15 protein-coding genes are annotated in these 19,676 nt (G+C 61.4%); 6 read left to right on the top strand and 9 right to left on the bottom strand.

Translation table 11 applies throughout. The annotated features are described in order from the left end of the window. Positions 1-177: 177 nt before the first annotated feature. Positions 178-3,015: an ATP-binding protein gene (locus tag K5K95_RS20890; RefSeq protein WP_222585887.1), complete on the top strand. Its 2,838-nt coding sequence runs from the start codon at positions 178-180 to the stop codon at positions 3,013-3,015. Here the strand turns inward: K5K95_RS20890 and K5K95_RS20885 are convergent. Both K5K95_RS20885 and K5K95_RS20880 read right to left on the bottom strand, forming a co-directional pair. Next, positions 2,980-4,464 (bottom strand): ATP-binding protein, encoded by a 1,485-nt coding sequence (locus K5K95_RS20885; protein ID WP_222585886.1) that lies wholly within the window; start codon positions 4,462-4,464, stop codon positions 2,980-2,982. The two genes, K5K95_RS20890 and K5K95_RS20885, sit on opposite strands and share 36 nt — an antisense overlap. 184 nt (positions 4,465-4,648) lie before the next feature. Then, positions 4,649-5,599 carry a GlxA family transcriptional regulator gene (locus K5K95_RS20880; protein WP_222585885.1) on the bottom strand — a complete coding sequence of 317 codons (951 nt, stop codon included), beginning with the start codon at positions 5,597-5,599 and terminating at the stop codon, positions 4,649-4,651. 346 nt (positions 5,600-5,945) lie between these two features. Here K5K95_RS20880 and K5K95_RS20875 point away from each other — a divergent pair, with 346 nt between their 5' ends. Beyond that, entirely contained in the window at positions 5,946-6,668 is a 723-nt protein-coding gene (locus K5K95_RS20875) for a pirin family protein (protein ID WP_222585884.1), read from the top strand. A 71-nt stretch (positions 6,669-6,739) separates the two neighbouring features. On the opposite strand, the gene K5K95_RS20870 is transcribed toward K5K95_RS20875, so the two are convergent. Further along, positions 6,740-7,615, bottom strand: coding sequence for a LysR family transcriptional regulator (locus K5K95_RS20870; RefSeq protein WP_222585883.1), 876 nt, complete (start codon positions 7,613-7,615; stop codon positions 6,740-6,742). A gap of 113 nt (positions 7,616-7,728) precedes the next feature. Here K5K95_RS20870 and K5K95_RS20865 point away from each other — a divergent pair, with 113 nt between their 5' ends. Both K5K95_RS20865 and K5K95_RS20860 read left to right on the top strand, forming a co-directional pair. Next, positions 7,729-8,946 (top strand): YbfB/YjiJ family MFS transporter, encoded by a 1,218-nt coding sequence (locus tag K5K95_RS20865; RefSeq protein WP_222585882.1) that lies wholly within the window; start codon positions 7,729-7,731, stop codon positions 8,944-8,946. Positions 8,947-9,082: 136 nt separating this feature from the next. Continuing rightward, a complete protein-coding gene (locus K5K95_RS20860) occupies positions 9,083-10,081 on the top strand; it encodes an NAD(P)H-quinone oxidoreductase (RefSeq protein ID WP_222585881.1) in 999 nt (332 codons plus the stop codon). On the opposite strand, the gene deoC is transcribed toward K5K95_RS20860, so the two are convergent. Further along, positions 10,082-10,765, bottom strand: a complete 684-nt coding sequence (gene deoC / locus K5K95_RS20855) for a deoxyribose-phosphate aldolase (protein WP_222585880.1) — start codon at positions 10,763-10,765, stop codon at positions 10,082-10,084. It abuts the gene before it with no gap. A 121-nt stretch (positions 10,766-10,886) separates the two neighbouring features. Between deoC and deoR the strand changes: the two genes are divergently transcribed. Beyond that, the gene (deoR, locus tag K5K95_RS20850) at positions 10,887-11,657 is read left to right on the top strand and encodes a DNA-binding transcriptional repressor DeoR (protein WP_222585879.1); all 771 of its coding nucleotides are present in this window, start codon (positions 10,887-10,889) and stop codon (positions 11,655-11,657) included. Here deoR and K5K95_RS20845 read toward each other — a convergent pair. From K5K95_RS20845 to rbsK, 3 genes are read right to left on the bottom strand one after another with little or no spacing between them, the layout of a single operon-like run. After that, entirely contained in the window at positions 11,650-12,708 is a 1,059-nt protein-coding gene (locus K5K95_RS20845) for an aldose 1-epimerase family protein (protein ID WP_222585878.1), read from the bottom strand. The genes deoR and K5K95_RS20845 overlap by 8 nt on opposite strands. Further along, positions 12,705-14,036 (bottom strand): L-fucose:H+ symporter permease, encoded by a 1,332-nt coding sequence (gene fucP, locus K5K95_RS20840; protein WP_222585877.1) that lies wholly within the window; start codon positions 14,034-14,036, stop codon positions 12,705-12,707. Before fucP ends, K5K95_RS20845 begins: the two co-directional genes overlap by 4 nt. A 44-nt stretch (positions 14,037-14,080) precedes the next feature. Further along, complete coding sequence (gene rbsK, locus K5K95_RS20835) at positions 14,081-15,007, bottom strand: ribokinase (protein ID WP_222585876.1); 927 nt, start codon at positions 15,005-15,007, stop codon at positions 14,081-14,083. A 414-nt stretch (positions 15,008-15,421) separates the two neighbouring features. Between rbsK and K5K95_RS20830 the strand changes: the two genes are divergently transcribed. Further along, positions 15,422-16,375, top strand: coding sequence for an alpha/beta hydrolase (locus tag K5K95_RS20830; protein WP_222585875.1), 954 nt, complete (start codon positions 15,422-15,424; stop codon positions 16,373-16,375). Here the strand turns inward: K5K95_RS20830 and K5K95_RS20825 are convergent. Beyond that, the gene (locus tag K5K95_RS20825; protein ID WP_222585874.1) at positions 16,347-18,161 is read right to left on the bottom strand and encodes an ABC transporter ATP-binding protein; all 1,815 of its coding nucleotides are present in this window, start codon (positions 18,159-18,161) and stop codon (positions 16,347-16,349) included. The genes K5K95_RS20830 and K5K95_RS20825 overlap by 29 nt on opposite strands. Before the next feature lie 458 nt (positions 18,162-18,619). Next, positions 18,620-19,639, bottom strand: a complete 1,020-nt coding sequence (locus K5K95_RS20820; RefSeq protein ID WP_222585873.1) for an AraC family transcriptional regulator — start codon at positions 19,637-19,639, stop codon at positions 18,620-18,622. Positions 19,640-19,676: the final 37 nt, after the last annotated feature.

The following is a 19,676-nucleotide window of genomic DNA, read 5'->3' as shown; positions in this document are numbered from 1 at the left end:
TAACACGTACTTTGCTACCCTCCCCCCCAATGAACAGGTGCTTGAGAACGACACCCGGAACGCACCGGTCCAGACGAACACCCGACAGTCTTCCGGGCACCGCGTTGCGTTCACCTCAAAACCTGAGGAATATGCTCGAAAATCGCGTACCAGACGGTTGCAAGCAGGAGTGACACGTTGACCCTTTCCCCCGAACAGGCCATCCATTTCGGCCCCTACCGGGTCTATCCCGGACAACGTCTGGTGATGGAGGCCGACCAGCCTTTGCGCCTGGGTCGGCGTGCGCTCGACATTCTGTTGATCCTGCTGGAGCACGCGGGAAAAGTGGTCGCCAAGCAAGAATTGATCGCCAGGGTCTGGCCCAAAAGCGTGGTCGAAGACATCAACCTGCGGGTGCACATGGCGGCGCTGCGCAAAGCCCTTGGCGACGGCCAGGCCGGCCAGCGCTACATCATCACCATAGCCCAACGTGGCTACAGTTTTGTGGCGCCCTTTTCACTGCAACAGATCGGGCAACATCCCGAGGCCGAAGAACCTGCAACAAGCGGCCATAACCTGCCCATCCGGCACACGCGCATGATTGGTCGCCAGCCACTGGTCGACAACCTGATGCTGCAGCTGCCACGCCAGCGTTTCATCACCCTCGTCGGCCCGGGCGGGATCGGCAAGACCACCGTGGCCCTGCGGGTCGCGGAACAATTGATTGGCCGCTACCGGGACGGCATTCGCCTGCTGGACCTGGCGCCGATCAGCGATCCGTTGATGATCGGCACTCACCTGGCCACGATGCTGGGTTTGTCGCTGCATGACGCCGAACCCGCGAGCGGCCTCGCGACGTATCTGCGCGAACGGCAGATGCTGCTGGTGATCGATAACTGCGAGCACCTGATCGACGCCATCGCGCTGCTCTGCGAAAGCCTCCTGCGCGCAGCCCCACAGGTGCACATTCTGGCCACCAGCCGCGAGAGCCTGCGCGCCGAGGGCGAATACGTTCAGCGTCTTGACTCGCTGGATTGTCCGCCGCCCATCGCTGTGCTCGACCGTGCTCAGGCGCTGACGTTTTCGGCGCTGCAGCTGTTCGTCGAACGGGCCATGGCCAGCCAGGACAGCTTTGAATTGACCGAAGAAGAACTGCCGCTGGCGATTGAGATCTGTCGGCGCCTGGACGGCATTCCATTGGCCATCGAACTGGCGGCGGCGCAAGTGGGCCACTTTGGAGTCGACGGATTGCTGGCGCAATTACAAGACAGTTTCCGCGTGCTCACTCAGGGCTGTCAGTCGACGCTGGGCCGACACCAGACACTGCGTGCCACTCTCGACTGGAGTTTCCAGTTGCTCAGTGCCTGCGAGCAGACATGCCTGCGCCGCCTCGGGGTGTTCAGGGGTGGTTTCACGTTGCAGTCGGCAGCGGCGGTGATCGTCGGCGAACACATCGAGCCCGATGTGGTATTTGGCTCGATCACGCAACTGGTGGCCAAGTCGCTGTTGAATGTCGAGGTGGGCGACGAAGAAGTGTTTTATCGATTACTCGACACGACCCGCAGCTATGCCCTGGAAAAACTCGCCGAGGCCGCTGATCTGCCGGACACCCGTGAACGCCACGCCCAACGATGCCTGGCCTTGATGAATCAAGGCCGGGCAGACTGGGAACTGATTTCCACTAGCCTGTGGATCGAGCGTTACGCGCGCAGCCTGGAAGACATTCGCTCGGCACTCGACTGGGGCTTGAATGGCCAGGGGCCGCAAGCGCTGGCGATTCGTCTGGCGGCGACGTCCACGCCACTCTGGCAAGAACTGTCGCTGCTCAAGGAACACGGGGTCTATGTGCGCAAGGCGCTGGCCTTGCTCGACACGAACGCCGAGCCCTGCCCTCGTCTGAAAATGGACCTGAAGCTGGCGCTGGGCAGCTCCTGCTACCACACCCAGGGCGGCACCGCCGAAACCATCGAGGCGTTCGTCAGCGCCCGCACCCTGGCCAAAACCGCCAACGACGTGGCAGGCGAGCTCCGGGCGGTGTCGGGGCACATGGCGGTCAACCTCAGTTGCGGTCACTACCAAATGGCGCTGGAGCAGAGCCAGCAATTCGACCGACTGGGGGGCGATGACGACGCCGTCCTGTCACTCAGTACACACCGCTTACGCGTTCTGGCGCTGCACTTTTCCGGCAATCAGTCATTGGCGCGGGAGAACGCCGAACAGGTCATCCAGCGCATGGCCCAAAGCGGCCACCTCAACCGCTTCACCCACGGATTTGGCGTGCAATACGATCAGAGTGTGGCCGCCCTGACGATTCTGGCGCGCATCCTTTGGGTGCAAGGCCAGCCGGAACAAGCCTGGCGCACCGCCCGGCAGGCGCTGGACATCGCGAATCAGATCAACCACGGCACGTCGATCTGCTACACCCTGGCGCTGGCCGGGTGCCTGATTGCCCACTACAACGGCGAGCCTCAGACCGCTCGCGAGCTCTTGCGCCTGTTGCAAGAGCAGGCGCAAAGGCATTCGGTGCTGCTGTTTTATAACTGGGCACAGCATTACGCGCAGGTGATTGATCGCGAAGAAGCGCAGTTGCCCGCTCGACCGGGGGCGGGCTTGATCGGCGAAATCATGGTTACGCTCGACAGCGGCTTTGTCGATGAAACCTTGCTGCAGCGGGCCGATACCGGGGCGGCGGGATGGAGCACGGCGGAGATACTGCGCGCCAGGGCTGATGCGTTGATGGCGCAGGACAATCCGTCGGAGGGGGATCATCGCGAGCAGGCTCGTTCCCACACAGCCATTGCAGCCGAAGAGATGCTGGTTCGGGCATTGAATGTAGCCAGGCATCAGGGAGCCCTGGCCTGGGAACTGCGCAGCGCCACCTCACTGGCGCAACTCTGGCAGCGTCAGGGCTTGTACCAGCAGGCCCATGAGTTGCTGGCACCGGTCTACAACCGCTTCACCGAAGGTTTCGCGACGCCGGACTTGCACAAAGTCCGGTGCTTACTCGACGAGCTCCATGGGCAATGGCGCCCCTGAGGTCCTGCGCGCGCGGCTGATGTAGTGCGAGTAACGCCTCTCGAACAGACGCTGTTGGCCGCTCAGCTCAAGCTTCTCCAGCGCATAGCGGCGGGTGGTGTTAAGAAAGCGATAACGGCTGGTGCCGTTGACTTGATCCTTTGACAGTAACGATTTGGCCACCAGACGCTCCACCAGCGCCGCCAGTACTTCGGGTTTGAGCAGTGCGCAACTGCTCACGCCAATCGCCGCCTCAAGGGTGAAGGACATCTTGAACACCGACAGGCGCTGCAGCACGGTTTGCTCGCGTTCACCGAGTCGTTCATAGCTCCAGTCCAGCGCAGCCTTGAGGGTTTGATGCCGGGGCACGGCGGTGCGCCGGCCTTGGGTCAGCAGTTGAAAACAGTTGTCGAGCTGCGCTTGCAAGCCCACCAGCGCCAAGGCGTCGATCTGCCCCGCCGCCAGTTCGATCGCCAGCGGCAAACCATCGAGCCGCTGGCAAATTTCGCGCACAGCCTTGAGGTCTTGTTCGCGCAGGGCAAAACCTTGTTGACGGGCTCGGGCGCGACTGACGAACAACTGCACCGCCGAATACCCCATGGCTTCGGTGACGCTGTGCAAGGCCGACGCGGGCGGCACCACCAGAGAGGCCAGGCGCTGGACCGTTTCCCCCGCCGCCTGCAACGGTTCGCGACTGGTCACCAGAATCGACAGGCGAGGCGCCGAGATCAATAAATCCTCGACCAGGGTCCGGCAGCGTTCCTGCAAATGTTCGCAGTTATCGAGCACCAGCAATGTGTGTCGGTTTGCCAGCACGTCCAGCGTCGTGCCGACCTCCAGCTCAAGGGTCTGAATCAGATGATCGACCACCCGCGCCGGGTCATCGATCGCCGCGAAATCCACCAGCCACACGCCGTCTTCATAGTGCTGCAACAGCAGCTCGGCGACACGCAACGCCACCGTGGTCTTGCCGATGCCGCCGGGGCCGGTCAGGGTCATGAGGCGACGGACCGGCAATTGCCGGACCAGACTGCCGACGATCGAATCCCGACCGGTCACCGGCGTCAACCGGGCCGGCAAGTTGTGCTGGTGTTTTTGCACGTTCTCGAACAACACCAGCATGCCCGCGGGCACTTGTTCCACCGGGGCGATAAAGCTATAGCCGCGCTGGGGAATGTTGACGATGTAGCGCTGGCCATCCTGCCCGTCACCCAAGGCCCGACGCAGGGCCGCGATGTGCACACGCAGGTTGATTTCCTCGACCACGGAGGTCGGCCAGACCAGGGCAATCAATTCATCCTTGCTGACCACGTCGCCGGCACGCTCGACCAGCACCTGCAAAATGTCCAGGGCACGCCCGCCCATGCGCAGCGGGCGATCACCCTCCAGGATCAGCCGTTGCTGCAGGTGGAAGGCGTAGGGGCCGAATCGCAGCACCGCATCGCTGTTCAGATCTATGAGGCTGTTCATGTCCATTCACATGCTGCAACCTGGCTTGGCTCACCGTGCGACAACACCCATCGCATGCGCCCTCCAGGCTCCCGCACCTCCGTTGCAAAGCGTTGCCAAGTATCTTGGCAGGCCACAGTGACGGTTCAACTGCCACGGTAGGAGTGTCACAGCCATCGCGGTGCGCATGACGGACACAATCGCTCTAGCTGAACTGTTCGCGGTATTGGCTGGGAGTCAGGCCCAGCTTTTCACTGAACAGAAAACGCATGTGCCGCACACTGCCGAAGCCACTTTTAAAGGCCACGGTCTTGAGTGGCAGGTCGCTGGTTTCCAGCAGGTTGCGGGCGCTGTCGATGCGCGCACTTTGCAAAAACTCCATGGGCGTCATGTTCACTTCCCGGGCAAACGTGCGGGCAAAGTGCCGTTCGCTCATGTTCGCGAAGCTGGCCATGCGTTCGATGCTGAAGGCTTCATCGAGGTGTTCGAGCACATGGTTCTGCACGCGGGTGATCGGCGTTTCCTGCGGTGCGACGGCGGCCATCAACGGACTGAACTGCGCTTGTCCGCCCTGGCGTTTCATCACCACCAGCAACACCTTGGCCACGTCCTGGGCGACTTTCTTGCCGTGGTCTTCGGCGACAATCGCCAGCGCCAGGTCGATGCCGGCGGTCACGCCGCCAGAGGTGATGAGGTTACGGTCCTGCACGTAAATCTTGTCGGTCTCCACGGTTGCCTCGGGAAACCCCTTGATCAGGCGCTCCGTGTAATGCCAATGGGTGGTGACGCGATAGCCGTCCAGCAAACCGGCGTGCCCGAGCACGAACACGCCGGTGCAGATCGAGCCGTAGCGCCCTGCCCGTGCGACGGCGTCTTTGAGCCAGCACAGCAACGGCGGGTGCTTTTCGTTATAGGCACCCGGACCGCCGGGTACCAGCAACAAGTCATACGCCTGCGCCGCCTGATCGATGTGCAGATCGGCTTGCACGCTGACGCCGTTGGAGGCGCGCAACGCGCCCGGTTCAGTGCCAATGGTCGACAGCTCGTAGCGCTCGTGCGCCGGCAGATAACGATTGGCGATGGAAAACACTTCCATGGGGCCGGCCATGTCCAGCAGGAGGAAGTCGGGAAACAACACCATAGCCACGGTTTTCATGGGTTCAAAATCACTGAAGTCAAAAGAAAGTCTATCTGCCAACACCAAGCCCCTGTGGGAGCGGGCTTGCTCGCGAAAGCGGTGTATCAGTCCCCCAAAATGTTGAATGTGACACCGCATTCGCGAGCAAGCCCGCTCCCACAGGAGGTTTGTGTCAGGCCTCAAACAGTGCTGTGCATTATGGCCAAGTATGACGCCAGCGTCGGAGGAAATACTTGGCAGCCTGTAGACGACTGTCAACTCAAAAGAGACAGTATTTCAATTTCCATCTACTTATTGCACCAACCGATAAACATTAACCTTCTCCTCACTCGGACGAATCAACGTCCCAACAGGAGATTTCATCATGCTGACCCTTCGCAAAGCCTCGGATCGCGGCGCCGCCAATCACGGCTGGTTGAAGTCGTTCCATACCTTTTCCTTCGCCAACTATCGCAACCCCAAAGAACAGGGTTTTTCCGATCTGCTGGTGATCAATGACGACCGCGTGGCGGCCGGTAAAGGCTTCGGCCAGCACCCGCACCGCGACATGGAGATTTTCTCCTACGTGCTTGAAGGCGCGCTGGAACACAAGGACACCCTGGGCACCGGCTCGGTGATTCGTCCCGGTGACGTGCAGTTGATGAGCGCCGGCAGCGGCGTGGCGCACAGCGAATACAACCACTCGGCCACGCGGCCGGTGCACTTCCTGCAAATATGGATCGTGCCGGAAGTCAGCGGCGCCAAACCGCGTTATCAGCAAGAGCACTTCAGCACCCAGAAAAAACGCGGACGCCTGCAACTGATCATCTCCCCGGATGGGGACAAAGGTTCGCTGAAAGTGCGTCAGGATGCACGGGTGTATGCCGCGCTGATCGACGGTAAGGAAAGCACCACTCTGGAACTGGCCGCCGACCGCTACGCCTATGTGCACGTGGCCCGTGGCAGCGTTGAACTCAACGGCGTGCCGTTGCAGGAAGGCGATGGTGTGCGGGTTCGTCAGGAACAGGTGCTGACCCTGAACAACGGCGTGGATGCCGAAGTGCTGGTGTTCGATCTGCGGCCGCAAGAGCTGCCTGAAATGCCGTAAAGATCAAGAGATCGCAGCCTCGTTTCACTCGACAGCTCCTACAGGGGAACGGGGCTGCGGTCTTTTGACTATTATTCGCCGGTACCGGAAAACCCCGCGACAATTTCATCGATCACAGCGCGAACCCGGGCGGTATGCCGCAAGTCCGCATGGGTCACCAGCCAGACGTCATAGGGCACCGGTCGCGTGCGTTCCGGCCACAGCCTGACCAGCCCGTCCCTCTCCCCCATGTACACCGGAATTTCCCCCACCCCGAGCCCCGCCGCGATGGCCCGACGCACCAGCAGGCCGGAGCCCAGGCTCGACACGATCCGCCCGCGGCTCACCGGTTCCGATACCAGCGTCATCTCCTTGTTACTTGCCAGATACGGCTGGTAAGCCACCAGGTCATGTCCTTCAAACGCCGAACCCGGCTCAGGCACGCCGTGGCTGTCGACATACTCTTGCGAGGCGAACAGGCCCACCGGCCAACGGGCGATACGCCGGGCGATCAGGTCCGGGTTGTCCGGCCGGGCATTGCGCACCGCGATGTCGGCTTCGCGCTTGGCCAGGCTGATCATTTGCGTGGACGCGTCCAGTTGCACCCGCACATTCGGGTGTTTGTCGTGCAACCGGGCAATCGCCGGGATCAGGAAATCGATGGCCAGCGAATCGGTGGTGCTGACCCTCACCGTACCGGTGAGCCGATCGTCCAGGCCGAGGATCTGCCGTTCCAGCTCCAACGCCGAGACCTCCATTTTTTCCACGGCCTGCAAGGCTGCTTCGCCGACCGCCGTCAACGCGTAACCTTCGGAGGTGCGCAGGAACAGTGTTGCGCTCAAGGACTTTTCCAGCGCCGTGACTCGCCGCCCGACCGTGGCCTGATCGACCCCCAGCACCCGCGCCGCACCGCGCAACGTCGATTCGCGGCACACCGCCAGAAACACCCGTGCGTCATCCCAATTCATATGGCTTTTCTCACGATGCAAATTCGCATCACTGTAGCGCGAAATCGCTGCATTACTGCATCAATAATTCTCGATACGCTGGACGCCAGAGATAACCTCACAGGACTGCTCTCATGCACAGCACATCGACCACCCCGCGCAGCGCGATCTGGCTGCCGATCTTCGCCGGCCTCGCCGCCAGCCTGGTCAGTATTGGCCTGGCGCGGTTTGCCTACACGCCGTTGATTCCGTCGCTGATCCAGGCGCACTGGTTCTCCGCCAGCGACGTGGTGTACCTCGGCGCCGCCAACCTTATCGGCTACTTGATCGGCGCGCTGATCGGCCGGCCGCTGGCCAACCGCACCTCCAACACCACGGCCCTGCGCCTGATGATGCTGGCCGTGACCCTGGCATTTTTTGCCTGTGGTTTTCCCTTGTCGGTGAGCTGGTTCTTCGGCTGGCGCCTGCTATCCGGCGTGGCGGGCGGCGCGATCATGGTGTTGGTCGCTGCGACCGTATTGCCCCATGTGCCGGCATCGCGCCGGGGCTTGGCCAGCGGCGCGATCTTCCTCGGTATCGGCCTGGGCATTGCCGGCTCGGGGACGATTGTCCCGCCGTTGCTGGGCCTTGGATTGCAGCAAACCTGGTTTGGCCTGGGCATTCTGTCACTGGTCCTGACCGCCGCGAGTTGGTTCGCTTGGCCGAAAGCGGCGCATCCTCAGGCCGCAGAAGTGTCGATTGAAAAATCCACGACTCCGACCGATCCCGCCGTATATCTGTTGTTCGCCCAGTACGCCTTCATGGCCGCAGGGCTGGTGCCGGCGATGGTCTTCCTGGTGGATTACGTCGCCCGCGGGCTCAGTGCCGGGGCGCACGTGGGTGCACTGATGTGGGTGATGTACGGTCTTGGCGCAATCATCGGGCCGGTCAGTTACGGTTTTCTGGCCGATAAGCTCGGCGCCCGGTTGAGTATCCGGCTGGTGCTGGTGGTGCAGGCGATTGCCGTGGGCTTGCTGTCGATAGCGAGTTCTTTCACGGCGCTGGCTGTGCTGGCAGTGATCCTCGGTTCGTTCCCGCCAGGCATCGTGCCACTGGCGCTGGCCCGGGTGCATGAGCTGATCCCCAACCATCACCAGCAGCAGATTGCCTGGAGCCGCGCCACGGTGTCGTTCGCCACGTTCCAGGCGATAGCAGGCTTTGCCTATTCGGCGTTGTTCAATGCCAGCGGCGGGCATCATGCGCGGTTGTTCGTTGTGGCGGCGGGTGCCATTGTGGTTGCACTGATGCTGGAACAGGTAATGCGGTTGCTGAACAGATCCCCTGTGGGAGCGAGCTTGCTCGCGAAAACGTAGGCAGATCCAACATCAATGTGACTGACACACCGCTATCGCGAGCAAGCTCGCTCCCACAGGGATTGGTGGTTTGACTGAATCATTGGTTGGCTCATGCGATCTCATTTACAGACAACTTTCTCGACAGGACCCCAACATGACTTTGCCTCAAACCATGACCCTGATTGAAATCACCGAACCCGGCGGTCCCGACGTTCTGAAGCCGCGCCAGGAACCGGTTCCAAGCGCCGGCGCCGGTGAAGTGCTGATTCGCGTGCACGCCGCCGGGGTCAACCGTCCCGATGTGATTCAACGCGCCGGCAAGTACCCGATGAAACCCGGCATGAGCCCGATCCCGGGGCTGGAAGTGGCCGGTGAAGTGGTGGCCATCGGTGCGGGCGTCAGCGAATTCATTGTCGGCGACAAGGTCTGTGCGCTGACCAACGGCGGCGGTTACGCGCAGTATTGCGTCGCCCCGGCCAGCCAGACGTTGCCGATACCCGACGGCATGGATTGGGTCCACGCGGCCGCAGTCCCGGAAACCTATTTCACCGTGTGGGCCAACCTGTTCGACATGGGCGGCGCCAGCAAAGGCCAGCGCGCACTGATTCACGGCGGCACCAGCGGCATCGGCACCACCGCCCTGATGCTCTGCCGAGAATTCGGCGTCAAAGCCTTCGCCACCGCTGGCAGCGAGGAAAAATGCGCGGCAATCCGCCAGCTCGGTGCCGAAGCGATCAACTACCGTGATCAGGATTTCGTCCAGGTCATCCAGGAGAAAACCGCCGGTAAAGGCGTCAATGTCATCCTCGACATCATGGGCGGCTCGTACTTCAACCAGAACGTTGCGGCGCTGGGCATGGAAGGCCGGTTGGTGATGCTGGGCTTTCTCGGCGGTGCACGCGCCAACGACGTCGACTTGTTGGGGATCATGAGCAAGCGCGCGACGATCACCGGCTCCCTGCTGCGCTCGCGCACCCGCGAAGAAAAAGCCTCGATCGCCGAACAGTTGCGCGAGTACGTCTGGCCGGTACTGGCCGCCGGCCGTTGCCTGCCGATGATCGACAAGGTCTATGCCTACACCGACGCAGCGCAGGCCCATGCGCGGATGGAAGCCGGCGATCACATCGGCAAGATTGTGTTGAAAGTGGACTGATCAGTAACCGGCGCCTGCCGCTTGGGCGCCGCTGATGATCGCGATGCCCGAGCTGGTGCCCAGTCGCGTGGCGCCGGCTTCGATCATCGCCAGTGCGGTCGGGTAATCGCGTACGCCACCGGAGGCCTTGACGCCGATGTCAGGCCCGACGGTGCGGCGCATCAGCGCAACATCTTCCACGGTGGCGCCGCTACGGCTGAAACCGGTAGAGGTTTTGACGAAGGCGACGTTCAGCTCACGGCAAATGTCGCAGGCCTTGACCTTTTCGGCGTCGCTCAGCAGGCAGTTTTCCAGGATGACTTTCAACGGCACCTTGCCGCACGCCTGCAAGACTTGGGCAATGTCGTCTCGCACTTGATCGTACAAGCCGTCCTTCAGCCAGCCGATGTTCAACACCATATCGACCTCCCCTGCGCCGGCGGTGATGGCCCGCTCGGCTTCGAAAGCCTTGGTGTCACTCAGCCCGGCGCCCAGCGGGAAGCCAACCACCGCGCAGACTTTCACGGGCTGCCCTGCCAGGCATTGCGCGGCATGGGGCACTTGCCCCGAGTTCACGCACACTGAATAGAAACCATGTTCCGCTGCTTCGCGGCACAACGTGGCGATTTGCTCGCGGGAGGCATCCGGCGCCAGCAAGGTATGATCGATGTACTGCGCCAGCGCTTGGGGTTCGAGGTGTGCCATCGCGAAAACTCCTGTTTGTATATTCAAATGCCCCTGCGCCACAATCGAGGGTGATTCGCGCAAAAACGTTACAAAACTCACAAATAATGTTACTTAAATAACACCAACAATCAACCCCGGAATGCCTGTGGACAGTAAAAAAGCCGAGCGTCTCAAGCTGATTCAACAAGCCCTGCAAGACCAGAGCGCCATCCATTTGCGCGAGATGGCGGCATTGCTGGACGTGTCCGAGATGACCCTGCGCCGCGACCTCAGCAAGTACACCGACCACCTGCGGTTGCTCGGCGGCTACATCACCAAAATCCACGATGGCAACGAGCCCGGCGATTACCGCGTGGCCGAACAGGACACCCGCCATGTCGAGGAAAAACGCCGCATCGGCAAACTCGCCGCCGGGTTTATCCAGCCGGGCGACACAGTGTTCTTCGACTGCGGCACCACCACGCCTTTCGTGATCGATTTCATCCCCGACGAGCTGGAGTTCACCGCCGTGTGCAACTCCCTGAACGTGCTGCTCAAACTCGCGCAAAAACCCAACTGCCAGGTCGTGATGTGCGGCGGCACGTTTCACCGCAAGAACCAGGTGTTCGAGAACACCAGCGAAACCGGCATTCTCGACAGCGTGCGCCTGACCTGGGCCTTCGTTTCCGCTGCCGGCGTCAGCCAGGACTTCGGCGTGACCTGCTTCAACTTCAACGAAGTGGAGGTCAAGCAGAAAGTCCTGCGCCAGGCGCAACAGCGGCTGCTGCTGGCCGACCACAGCAAGTTCGACACCGTGCGCACCGCGCATTTCGCCAACCTTGAGGATTTCCAGTTCGTGGTCAGCGACAAGAAAATCCCCAGGGCCTACCGCGACGCCATTACCGCAAGCGGCGCGCAGTTGATCATCTGATCAGCGCTTGTTGCTCCGCCGCACTCAAGTAGCCGGTGGTGACGCGAAAATCCGCCGTCGCCCCCGCTGCCAGCGACCGCACATGGCCCTTGGCGGACTCCGCGCGATAGCCTTCCGGCTCGCAGGTGGACGGCAGCACGAACGCCGCCACTTGCTGATCGGGGTTGTGCAAGACCCAGCGCGCGGCATGCTCGAACTGCTCCGGTCGATAGCGCGTGTAGAACGCCGCGCCGTCGGGATGGCTCAGCAGGAAATGCGCGTGACCACTGTCATCCGCCCGGACATCGTCGAAGAAAAATACGATTTCGGGATCGTAGAGCTGCGGCTGATCCAGACGCTTGAATTGCTGCGGATCTTGCGCCAGCGCTTGCATGTAGTCGGTCCAGGCCGGCGTCGGTTTCACATGGGCCGGCACGCTGCTGCGCACGCGCACCCGCTCAAAACCCAGGGGCTCGATGAAGCGGGCGCCTTCGACATAGGCGTAGTTCATGTGCGCCATGTACATCAGGTCCATCGGTTTACCGGCAAGATTGGTCACTTGCATGGCGATGTCGAACAGCCCCGAATTGGCATGCAAAGTGACGCTCGGGCTGGCCAGGTATCGGTCACCGAAACCTTGCGCATATTCGTACTCGCCGCCCAATCGAAGATAGCCGCCAGCGCTGTCATCACCCACCTCCAGCCAGGCACGATCCATCGCCGCGCAAGGCATTTCGCCGTGCAGCGGATGATCGTCCTCGGGGCTCGGGCAACCGTTGCGCAGCAGGCCGCTGTGGAACATGAAGCAGCCGTAGGTGCCGATCACGGTCGGGCTGGGCCGAGGCTGGCTGAACAGGTTGCTCATGGTCAGGTCGCAACCGTCGAACACGGCGGACCAGATCATCTGGCCCTGATACGGCAGCACGACAAGACTGCCGCGACGGTTGGCCAATTCCACCGCCAGCACACCACTGGGATAGACCCAGGCGCTGACGGTGAACGCTTCGGATTCGAGCAAGGTCTTGCGCGCCTCACCGAACTGCGACGGATGCAGATTGATCCGCGTATTCATGAAGCCACCACCGCACCGACCGGCGCCCGTTCGCTGGCGGAGTGACGCAGGCAACGCACTGCGTACATCACGATCACGATGAAGCACAGCAACGGCACGCTGTAGGCCAATTGCATGTTGCCGCCGCTGTAGTCGGAGAGCAGGCCCTGGAAGATCGGGATCACCCCGCCACCGACGATGCTCATCACCAGCAGCGAACCGCCGACGCCGGTGTCTTCGCCCAGGCCATCAATGGTCAGGCCGTAAATGGTCGGCCAGCAAGGACCGAGGAACACGCTGACGCCCACCGCCGCATACACCGCCGTGATGTTCGGCACCAGAATCGTGTAAGCCAGCAACGCGATGCACAGCACGCCGTACACCGCCAGCACCTTGGCCGGGTGCAGTTTGCGCATCAGCACGTTGGCGATCAGCTTGCCGACGAAGTAGGCGGCGAAAGTGGTCAGCAAAAACCACGAGGCGCTGCGCTCGTTCATGCCGCCCAATTGCATGGCCAAGCGAATGGTGAAACTCCACACCCCGACCTGCGCCCCGACATACAGAAACTGCGCCAGCACGCCAAAGGTAAAGCGCTTGTTGGCCCACAGTCGCGACAGGCTCTGACCGAGGCTGGCGGTTTTCTTGCTGCTCGGTTGATTGCCCTTGCACTTTGGGAACCGGGTGACGGCGATCAGGATGAACATCAACACCAGCACCGCGATCATGTATTTGTACGGCAACAACGTGGACTGGATCATCTGCAGTTGCTGGACGGCGGCATCCGAAGCGCTCATTTGCGTGAGCTGCTCGCGGGTTGCGTCGGTGTCCTTGAACATCACAAAACTGCCGACATACACCCCGGCCATCGCGCCGAACGGGTGGAACGTCTGGGAAATATTCAGGCGACGAGTGCCGGTTTCACGCGGGCCCATCAGCGTCGAATAGGTGTTGCAGGCGGTTTCGAGAAACGACAGCCCCGCCGCAATCACAAACAGCGCCAGCAGGAACATGCCGTACTTGGCCGTCGACGCCGCCGGGAAAAACAGCAGGCAACCGAACATGTACAGCATCAATCCGATGAGGATGGTGGTCTTGTAGCTGAAACGGCGGACCACCAGCGCAGCCGGGATCGCCACGAAGAAATAGCCCAGGTAAAACGCCGATTGCACGAACGCTGTCTGGAAATCGCTGAGCAGAAAGGCCTTCTTGAAATGCGCGATGAGCACGTCGTTCATGCTCGCGGCGGCGGCCCACAGCGCGAAGATGCTGCACAGCAAAATGAAGGCGAACCAGGGCGTGCGGTTCAGGTAGAAACCATCGGACGTCTGTTGGAGCGGAGGCTTTGTCATTGTTGTTCTCCGGGGTGGGCGTTGAGGGGTGAATCAGCTCGGCGTCAGGCGTCGAACCGGCGCTGGAATTCAGCGAATGCGGTGGCGTCCGGGTAGGAGGTTTGAGTACCCAGACCTGTGACTGAGCAGGCGGAATACGCCACGGCCTGAGTCATGGCGGCGCGGATGTCGCGGTCGCGGCTCCAGTGATGAATGAAGCAACCGATAAAGGCGTCCCCCGCCCCGGTGGTGTCGCGTGCAGCGACCGACAGGCCGGGAATCTGAAACTCGCCCTGCTCGCCGACGTACAGCGCGCCTTGCTGGCCGAGGGTCACGATCACGTGGCGAATGCCGCTGGCGACCAATGTCAGTGCGGCTTTGTGGGCTGACTCAGGCGAGTCCACGACCTGACCGGTGATCAGCGCCAGTTCGGACTCGTTGGGCACCAGGAAATCCAGCTGCGCCAGGTGTTCGCGGCTCAGGCCTGACAAAGCCGGAGCCGGGTTGAGCAGCACCGGGATATTGTGCGTGCGGCCAAATTCGATGGCGTGGTAAACGGTCTCGACGTTGATTTCCAGTTGCAGAACGATCAGCGAACATTCGCGCAACGCCTGCGCGGCAGCGTCGATATCCGGCGGCGCGAGGTGCGCATTGGCGCCTTTGACGATGAGGATGCTGTTGTGCGAGTCGGCCTGGACGAAGATCGGCGCCACACCGCTGGAGACGCCGGGCACACGCTGCACATAACGGGTGTCGATGCCAAAACGCTGAAAGTTGGCCAAGGTGTTGTCGGCAAACATGTCATCACCGACCTTGGTCAACATCAGCACATCCGCCCCAAGCTTGGCCGCGGCCACCGCCTGATTGGCGCCCTTTCCACCACAACCGAGGGCAAACCCGGGCGCTTCAAGCGTTTCGCCCTGGGCCGGCATGCGGTCGATGTAGGTGATCAGATCCACCATGTTGCTGCCGATGACTGCGATCTTGCTCATTGCTATCCCACCTTGATCCGGCTTGCCAGGCTAATGCCGGCGTTGTTGTTTTGTTATTTAAATAACATTTTGTGTGATTATTCAATCTTTTTGTTGGGTGGGCCTTTGAAGCAAAGACGAATGGCTTTGCGCATGGCTTTAAAGAGGTGTGGGCAGAAATGGCCTCATCGCGAGCAGGCTCACTCCCACAGGGGATCGCATTCCAATGTGGGAGCTGTGCGGGTCGAACTAACGCTATCGCGGGCAAGCCCGCTCCCACATTGGAATGCTTACCCTGTGGGAGTGAGCCTGCTCGCGATGGAGCCCGATTAGTCACCGCCCAATCCGGCCATTCACACGACCGTCGAATTTATCCCACGCCCCGCCACGCATCTGTTAAAACCCGAGCTTTGATTCCCGTCCCCGGACCACCGCATGTTTTCGAACCTGATGAGTCGCATGAGCCGACGCTGGCTGCCAATCCTGTGCATGGCCGCGCTGATCCTTGGCTTGCCCGTGAGTTGCGGCGTGCTCAAGTACAAGGAGCGTGAGCTGCTGTTTCGTATCGAGCCGGGCATCGCTGGCTGGTATCACGGTTTGCCGCAGGACGTTCAGGAGTTCGACATCAAGCCTGCCAGCTTCAAGGCCGGGCAAAACCTGCATGCCTGGTGGTGGCCGGCCGCCCGTCGCGATGCGCCGTCGATTCTGTATTTGCACGGTGTGCGCTGGAACCTGACCGGCCAGGCGTTCCGCATCGAGCAGTTACGAGCGATGGGGTATTCGGTGCTGGCCATCGACTACCGTGGCTTTGGCCAGAGCAAGGGGGATCTGCCGTCGGAAGCCAGTGTCTACGAAGACGCCCGCGTCGCCTGGGAGCGCTTCAAGGCGATGCAACCGGACGCCAACAAGCGCCTGATCTATGGCCATTCCCTGGGCGGTGCGGTGGCGATCGACCTCGCGGCCGACCTGGCGGCGCAAGCGAAAAAAGACCACAGCGCGATACCGGTGCGCGGTTTGGTGATCGAGTCCACTTTCACCACACTCGGTGATGCCGTGGCCGCCGTGGCCGAGAACAATCTGCCCGTGACCTGGTTGCCGGTGCGCTGGCTGCTGTCGCAGAAATTCGATTCCATCGACAAGATCGTCGACATCGATATGCCGCTGCTGGTGGTCCATGGCCAGGCGGACACGTTCATGCCCTCGCGGTTCAGCCAGCAATTGTTCAATGCCGCTAGCGAACCCAAGCGTTTGTTGTTGGTGCCCGGTGGTACGCACAACAACAGCATGAGCCTGGGTGGAAGCCAGTATCGCCAGGCAATCGACAGTTTGATGAAGGCAAAACCGCAGCGAGTCGCCGGGCCTAGCGGTAACCCCGGGCTTGCAGGTTGAACAACTGCGCATAACGCCCACCCGCCGCAACCAGGCTTTCGTGGTCACCGCGTTCAAGAATCGTCCCCTGATCAAGCACAATGATGTGGTCCGCGTTGCGCACGCTGGAAAACCGGTGGGAAATCAGCAGCGTCATGCGACCTTCCGTGTGTTCGCTGAAATGCTCGAACACCGCCGCTTCCGCCGCCGGGTCGAGGGCCGAGGTCGGCTCATCCAGAATCAGGATGTCAGCGTTGCGGCGCATGTAGGCGCGGGACAAGGCGATCTTCTGCCACTGTCCGCCCGACAGTTCCTGCCCGCCGGCAAACCAGCGGCCCAGTTGCGTGGCGTAGCCTCGATCCAGACCTTCGATGAACGGCGCGGCCATGCCTTCGGCGGCGGCTTCTTTCCAGCGTTGTTCGTCATTGAACGCCAGCGTATCGCCGACACCAATGTTCTCGCCCACGGAAAACTGGTAGCGGATGTAATCCTGAAAAATCACCCCGATGCGCCGGCGTAACGCGTCCTCCTCCCAGGCCTGCAAATCGCTGCCGTCGAGCAAGATCCGGCCCTGATCGGGGCGGTACAGACGGGTCAGCAACTTGATCATCGTGGTCTTTCCCGAACCGTTCTCCCCGACCAGCGCCATGCTGCGACCCGGCACCAAGTGCAAGTCGATGCCTTCAAGAGCAGCGCGGCTGGCCCCCGGATAACGGAAACCGACATTCTCGAAACGCAACCCATCGCCGGGCACCGCGCCAACGGTCAGATGCCCGGCATCGGCGACCACCGGCTCGGCGAGGTATTCATAAAGACTCGACAGGTACAGGCCATCTTCGTAGAGACCACTGATGGCGCTCAAACTGCTGCTCACTGCGCTCTGACCCTGCTTGAACAGCACCAGGTACATGGTCATCTGCCCGAGGCTGATATTGCCGTGGACGGTATCGACCACCACCCAGGCATAGGCCAGGTAAAAGGCAGCGGTGCCGAGCAGGCCAAGGACAAACCCCCAGCCATCGCGGCGCAAGGTCAAGCGCCGGTCTTCGGCATACAGGCGGGCAAACGTCTCGCGGTAACGCTTCAACAACAGCGGCGCGAAGCCGAACAGTTTGACCTCTTTGATGTAGCCCTCATGGGAGAGCAGCGTCTCGATGTAATTCTGCTGCCGGCTCTCCGGCGCACGGCGCGTGAACAGCCGAAACGCGTCCCCGGAAAAATGCGCTTCGGCGAAAAACACCGGCAACGCGCCGACCACCAGCAACACCAGCGCCCACGGCGAAAAATGCACCAGCAACACGCCGAAGCTGATCAGTACGATCAGGTTCTGGATCAGCCCCAGCGACTTCATCACCAACGCCAAGGGCCGGGTCGATGCTTCGCGACGTACCCGCACCAACTTGTCGTAAAACTCGGAATTCTCGAACTGCACCAGCGATAACGTCTGGGCTTTCTCCAGAATCATCGTGTTGACCTTCTGCCCCAACTGCACACGCAGCAACGATTGCTGCACCGACAGCGCCCGTTGCGCCCCGGACAACAACGCCAGCACTCCCGCCTCAAACAACACATAACGCACCACCGGCCACAACGGCGCACTGCCCTGCTGCGCGTGCAATTGCATGGCGGTGACGACCGCATCGACGATGCGCTGGCCGAGCCACGCGGCCAGCGCCGGAAGGACACCGGCGATCAGGGTGGCCAGGACCAACCCCAGAAAAAGCCCGCGAGAAGTGCCCCAGACCAGGAGCAAGGCGCGCCGGGCCTGGTCGAGTAGTGAGGTGAAACGGGAAAGTGCCGCAGGCATGGATCGATGAACTCGGCAGAGGAAGGCCGCTGAACGCGACAGTGTCGACATGGTACTTCAGCTGGAAAATGCGCAGGTGGGAAACAACTGTAACGTTTGTTCGCTTGACTCATGGAGTTCCGGCCTGGCTCAGGAGCACGTGTTCCCCTGTAGGAGCTGTCGAGTGAAACGAGGCTGCGATCTTTTGATCTTGATCTGCTGCCCATTTCCCAGAGGCAGAACACAAGCATTGCATCGGTGGGGCAAAGCTACAGCAAGATCAAAAGATCGCAGCCTCGTTTCACTCGACAGCTCCTACAAGGAAACAGGTGTGCTTGAGCTCAATTTGGAATTCCTTACGGCAGCTGGTGACCAAAAAAATGGTTCGATTTTTGGGGATCGCAGCTGCGCCTTCGTATGAGGCATGAACAGTGAACCGCCGCGTAAATAGTGCGCGGCGGTAAATCACCTCAAATGAGTCAACCTGCCACTCCCCCCTGAAACCGCGCCCGATACCGCCCCGGACTCTCCCCCGTCCACTTCTTGAACGCCCGATGAAACGCACTCGGCTCCTGAAAGCCCAGCCGTTCAGCAATGTCACTGATACTCGCCCGGCTCTCGCGCAGTTGCTCAAACGCCACCCCGCGCCGTACCTCATCCTTGATCTCCTGATACGAACAGCCTTCGCGCTCCAGTTTGCGGCGGAAGGTGCTGGGGCTCAGGTGTTGTTCCAGGGCGAAGGCCTGCAAGGTCGGCCAATCGCTGTAGTGGCTGTTGCGCAGGCGCTGATGGACTTGTGACGCCAGGCCGTGCTGGTTGCGGAAACGGATCACCAGCCATTGCGGCGCCGTGCGCAGGAACACTTTCAGTGAGGCCAGGTCCTGGACGACCGGCAGGCGCAGGTAGTGGCTGGCGAATTCGATTTCGGTGCGCTCGGCGCCAAAGGTCAGGTTGGGGCCCCAGAGCAAGCGGTCATCGCTGAGGGACACACGCTCGTGGCGAAAATCGGCGCGGTCGATGGGGATGCGCCGTCCGCCGAGCCAGCACAGCAGGCTGATCATCAACACCAGGAAGGTTTCTTCGCCAAAACGGCTGACATCGTCGCTCTGCGCATGGCTTTCCAGGCTGATGATGGCGCGCTTGCCGCGCACGGTCAGGGTGCCGCGAAAGTCGCGCAGGAACAGCGCGAAGTTGGCCAGGCATTGGCGCATGGCTTTGTGCAGGTCGGGTTCCTGGATCAAGGCGCGGCAGATCAGCGCGAAGCTGCCGGGCGGCATGCCATGGGAGTCGAGGCGGAAGAATTCGTCGTTCAGGTCACGGATCTGAATCAGCCACAACGCGGCAAACGCGCTCGCCGGCACTCGCGCAGTCGGCTGCTCGATCAACGCCGGGTCGATGCCCGCCTCTTCCAGCGCAGCTCGCGAGCGCTGTGGATTGTCCCCTTGCCCATGGATCATCGCCTGCACGAAGTAGGCCGCCACCGAGTCCTTTTCCCGCATTTGAACGCTTCTCTCCCCATCGCCCGAATGGCAAAAA

It is taken from the genome of Pseudomonas sp. DR48 (genome assembly GCF_019823085.1).
In the GTDB taxonomy this organism is placed as follows: Bacteria; Pseudomonadota; Gammaproteobacteria; order Pseudomonadales; family Pseudomonadaceae; genus Aquipseudomonas.
Note: the sequence above shows the minus strand (reverse complement) of the source record. Positions and strands in the feature narration are given on the sequence as shown.

Coding starts and splice junctions, on each gene's coding strand:
- K5K95_RS20825 (WP_222585874.1), bottom strand. CDS start 18,161: ATGCCTGCGGCACTTTCCCGTTTCACCTCACTACTCGACCAGGCCCGG.
- K5K95_RS20830 (WP_222585875.1), top strand. CDS start 15,422: ATGTTTTCGAACCTGATGAGTCGCATGAGCCGACGCTGGCTGCCAATC.
- K5K95_RS20870 (WP_222585883.1), bottom strand. CDS start 7,615: ATGAATTGGGATGACGCACGGGTGTTTCTGGCGGTGTGCCGCGAATCG.
- K5K95_RS20845 (WP_222585878.1), bottom strand. CDS start 12,708: ATGAATACGCGGATCAATCTGCATCCGTCGCAGTTCGGTGAGGCGCGC.
- K5K95_RS20860 (WP_222585881.1), top strand. CDS start 9,083: ATGACTTTGCCTCAAACCATGACCCTGATTGAAATCACCGAACCCGGC.
- K5K95_RS20875 (WP_222585884.1), top strand. CDS start 5,946: ATGCTGACCCTTCGCAAAGCCTCGGATCGCGGCGCCGCCAATCACGGC.
- rbsK (WP_222585876.1), bottom strand. CDS start 15,007: ATGAGCAAGATCGCAGTCATCGGCAGCAACATGGTGGATCTGATCACC.
- deoC (WP_222585880.1), bottom strand. CDS start 10,765: ATGGCACACCTCGAACCCCAAGCGCTGGCGCAGTACATCGATCATACC.
- K5K95_RS20865 (WP_222585882.1), top strand. CDS start 7,729: ATGCACAGCACATCGACCACCCCGCGCAGCGCGATCTGGCTGCCGATC.
- K5K95_RS20880 (WP_222585885.1), bottom strand. CDS start 5,599: ATGAAAACCGTGGCTATGGTGTTGTTTCCCGACTTCCTCCTGCTGGAC.
- K5K95_RS20820 (WP_222585873.1), bottom strand. CDS start 19,639: ATGCGGGAAAAGGACTCGGTGGCGGCCTACTTCGTGCAGGCGATGATC.
- K5K95_RS20885 (WP_222585886.1), bottom strand. CDS start 4,464: ATGAACAGCCTCATAGATCTGAACAGCGATGCGGTGCTGCGATTCGGC.
- fucP (WP_222585877.1), bottom strand. CDS start 14,036: ATGACAAAGCCTCCGCTCCAACAGACGTCCGATGGTTTCTACCTGAAC.
- deoR (WP_222585879.1), top strand. CDS start 10,887: ATGCCTGTGGACAGTAAAAAAGCCGAGCGTCTCAAGCTGATTCAACAA.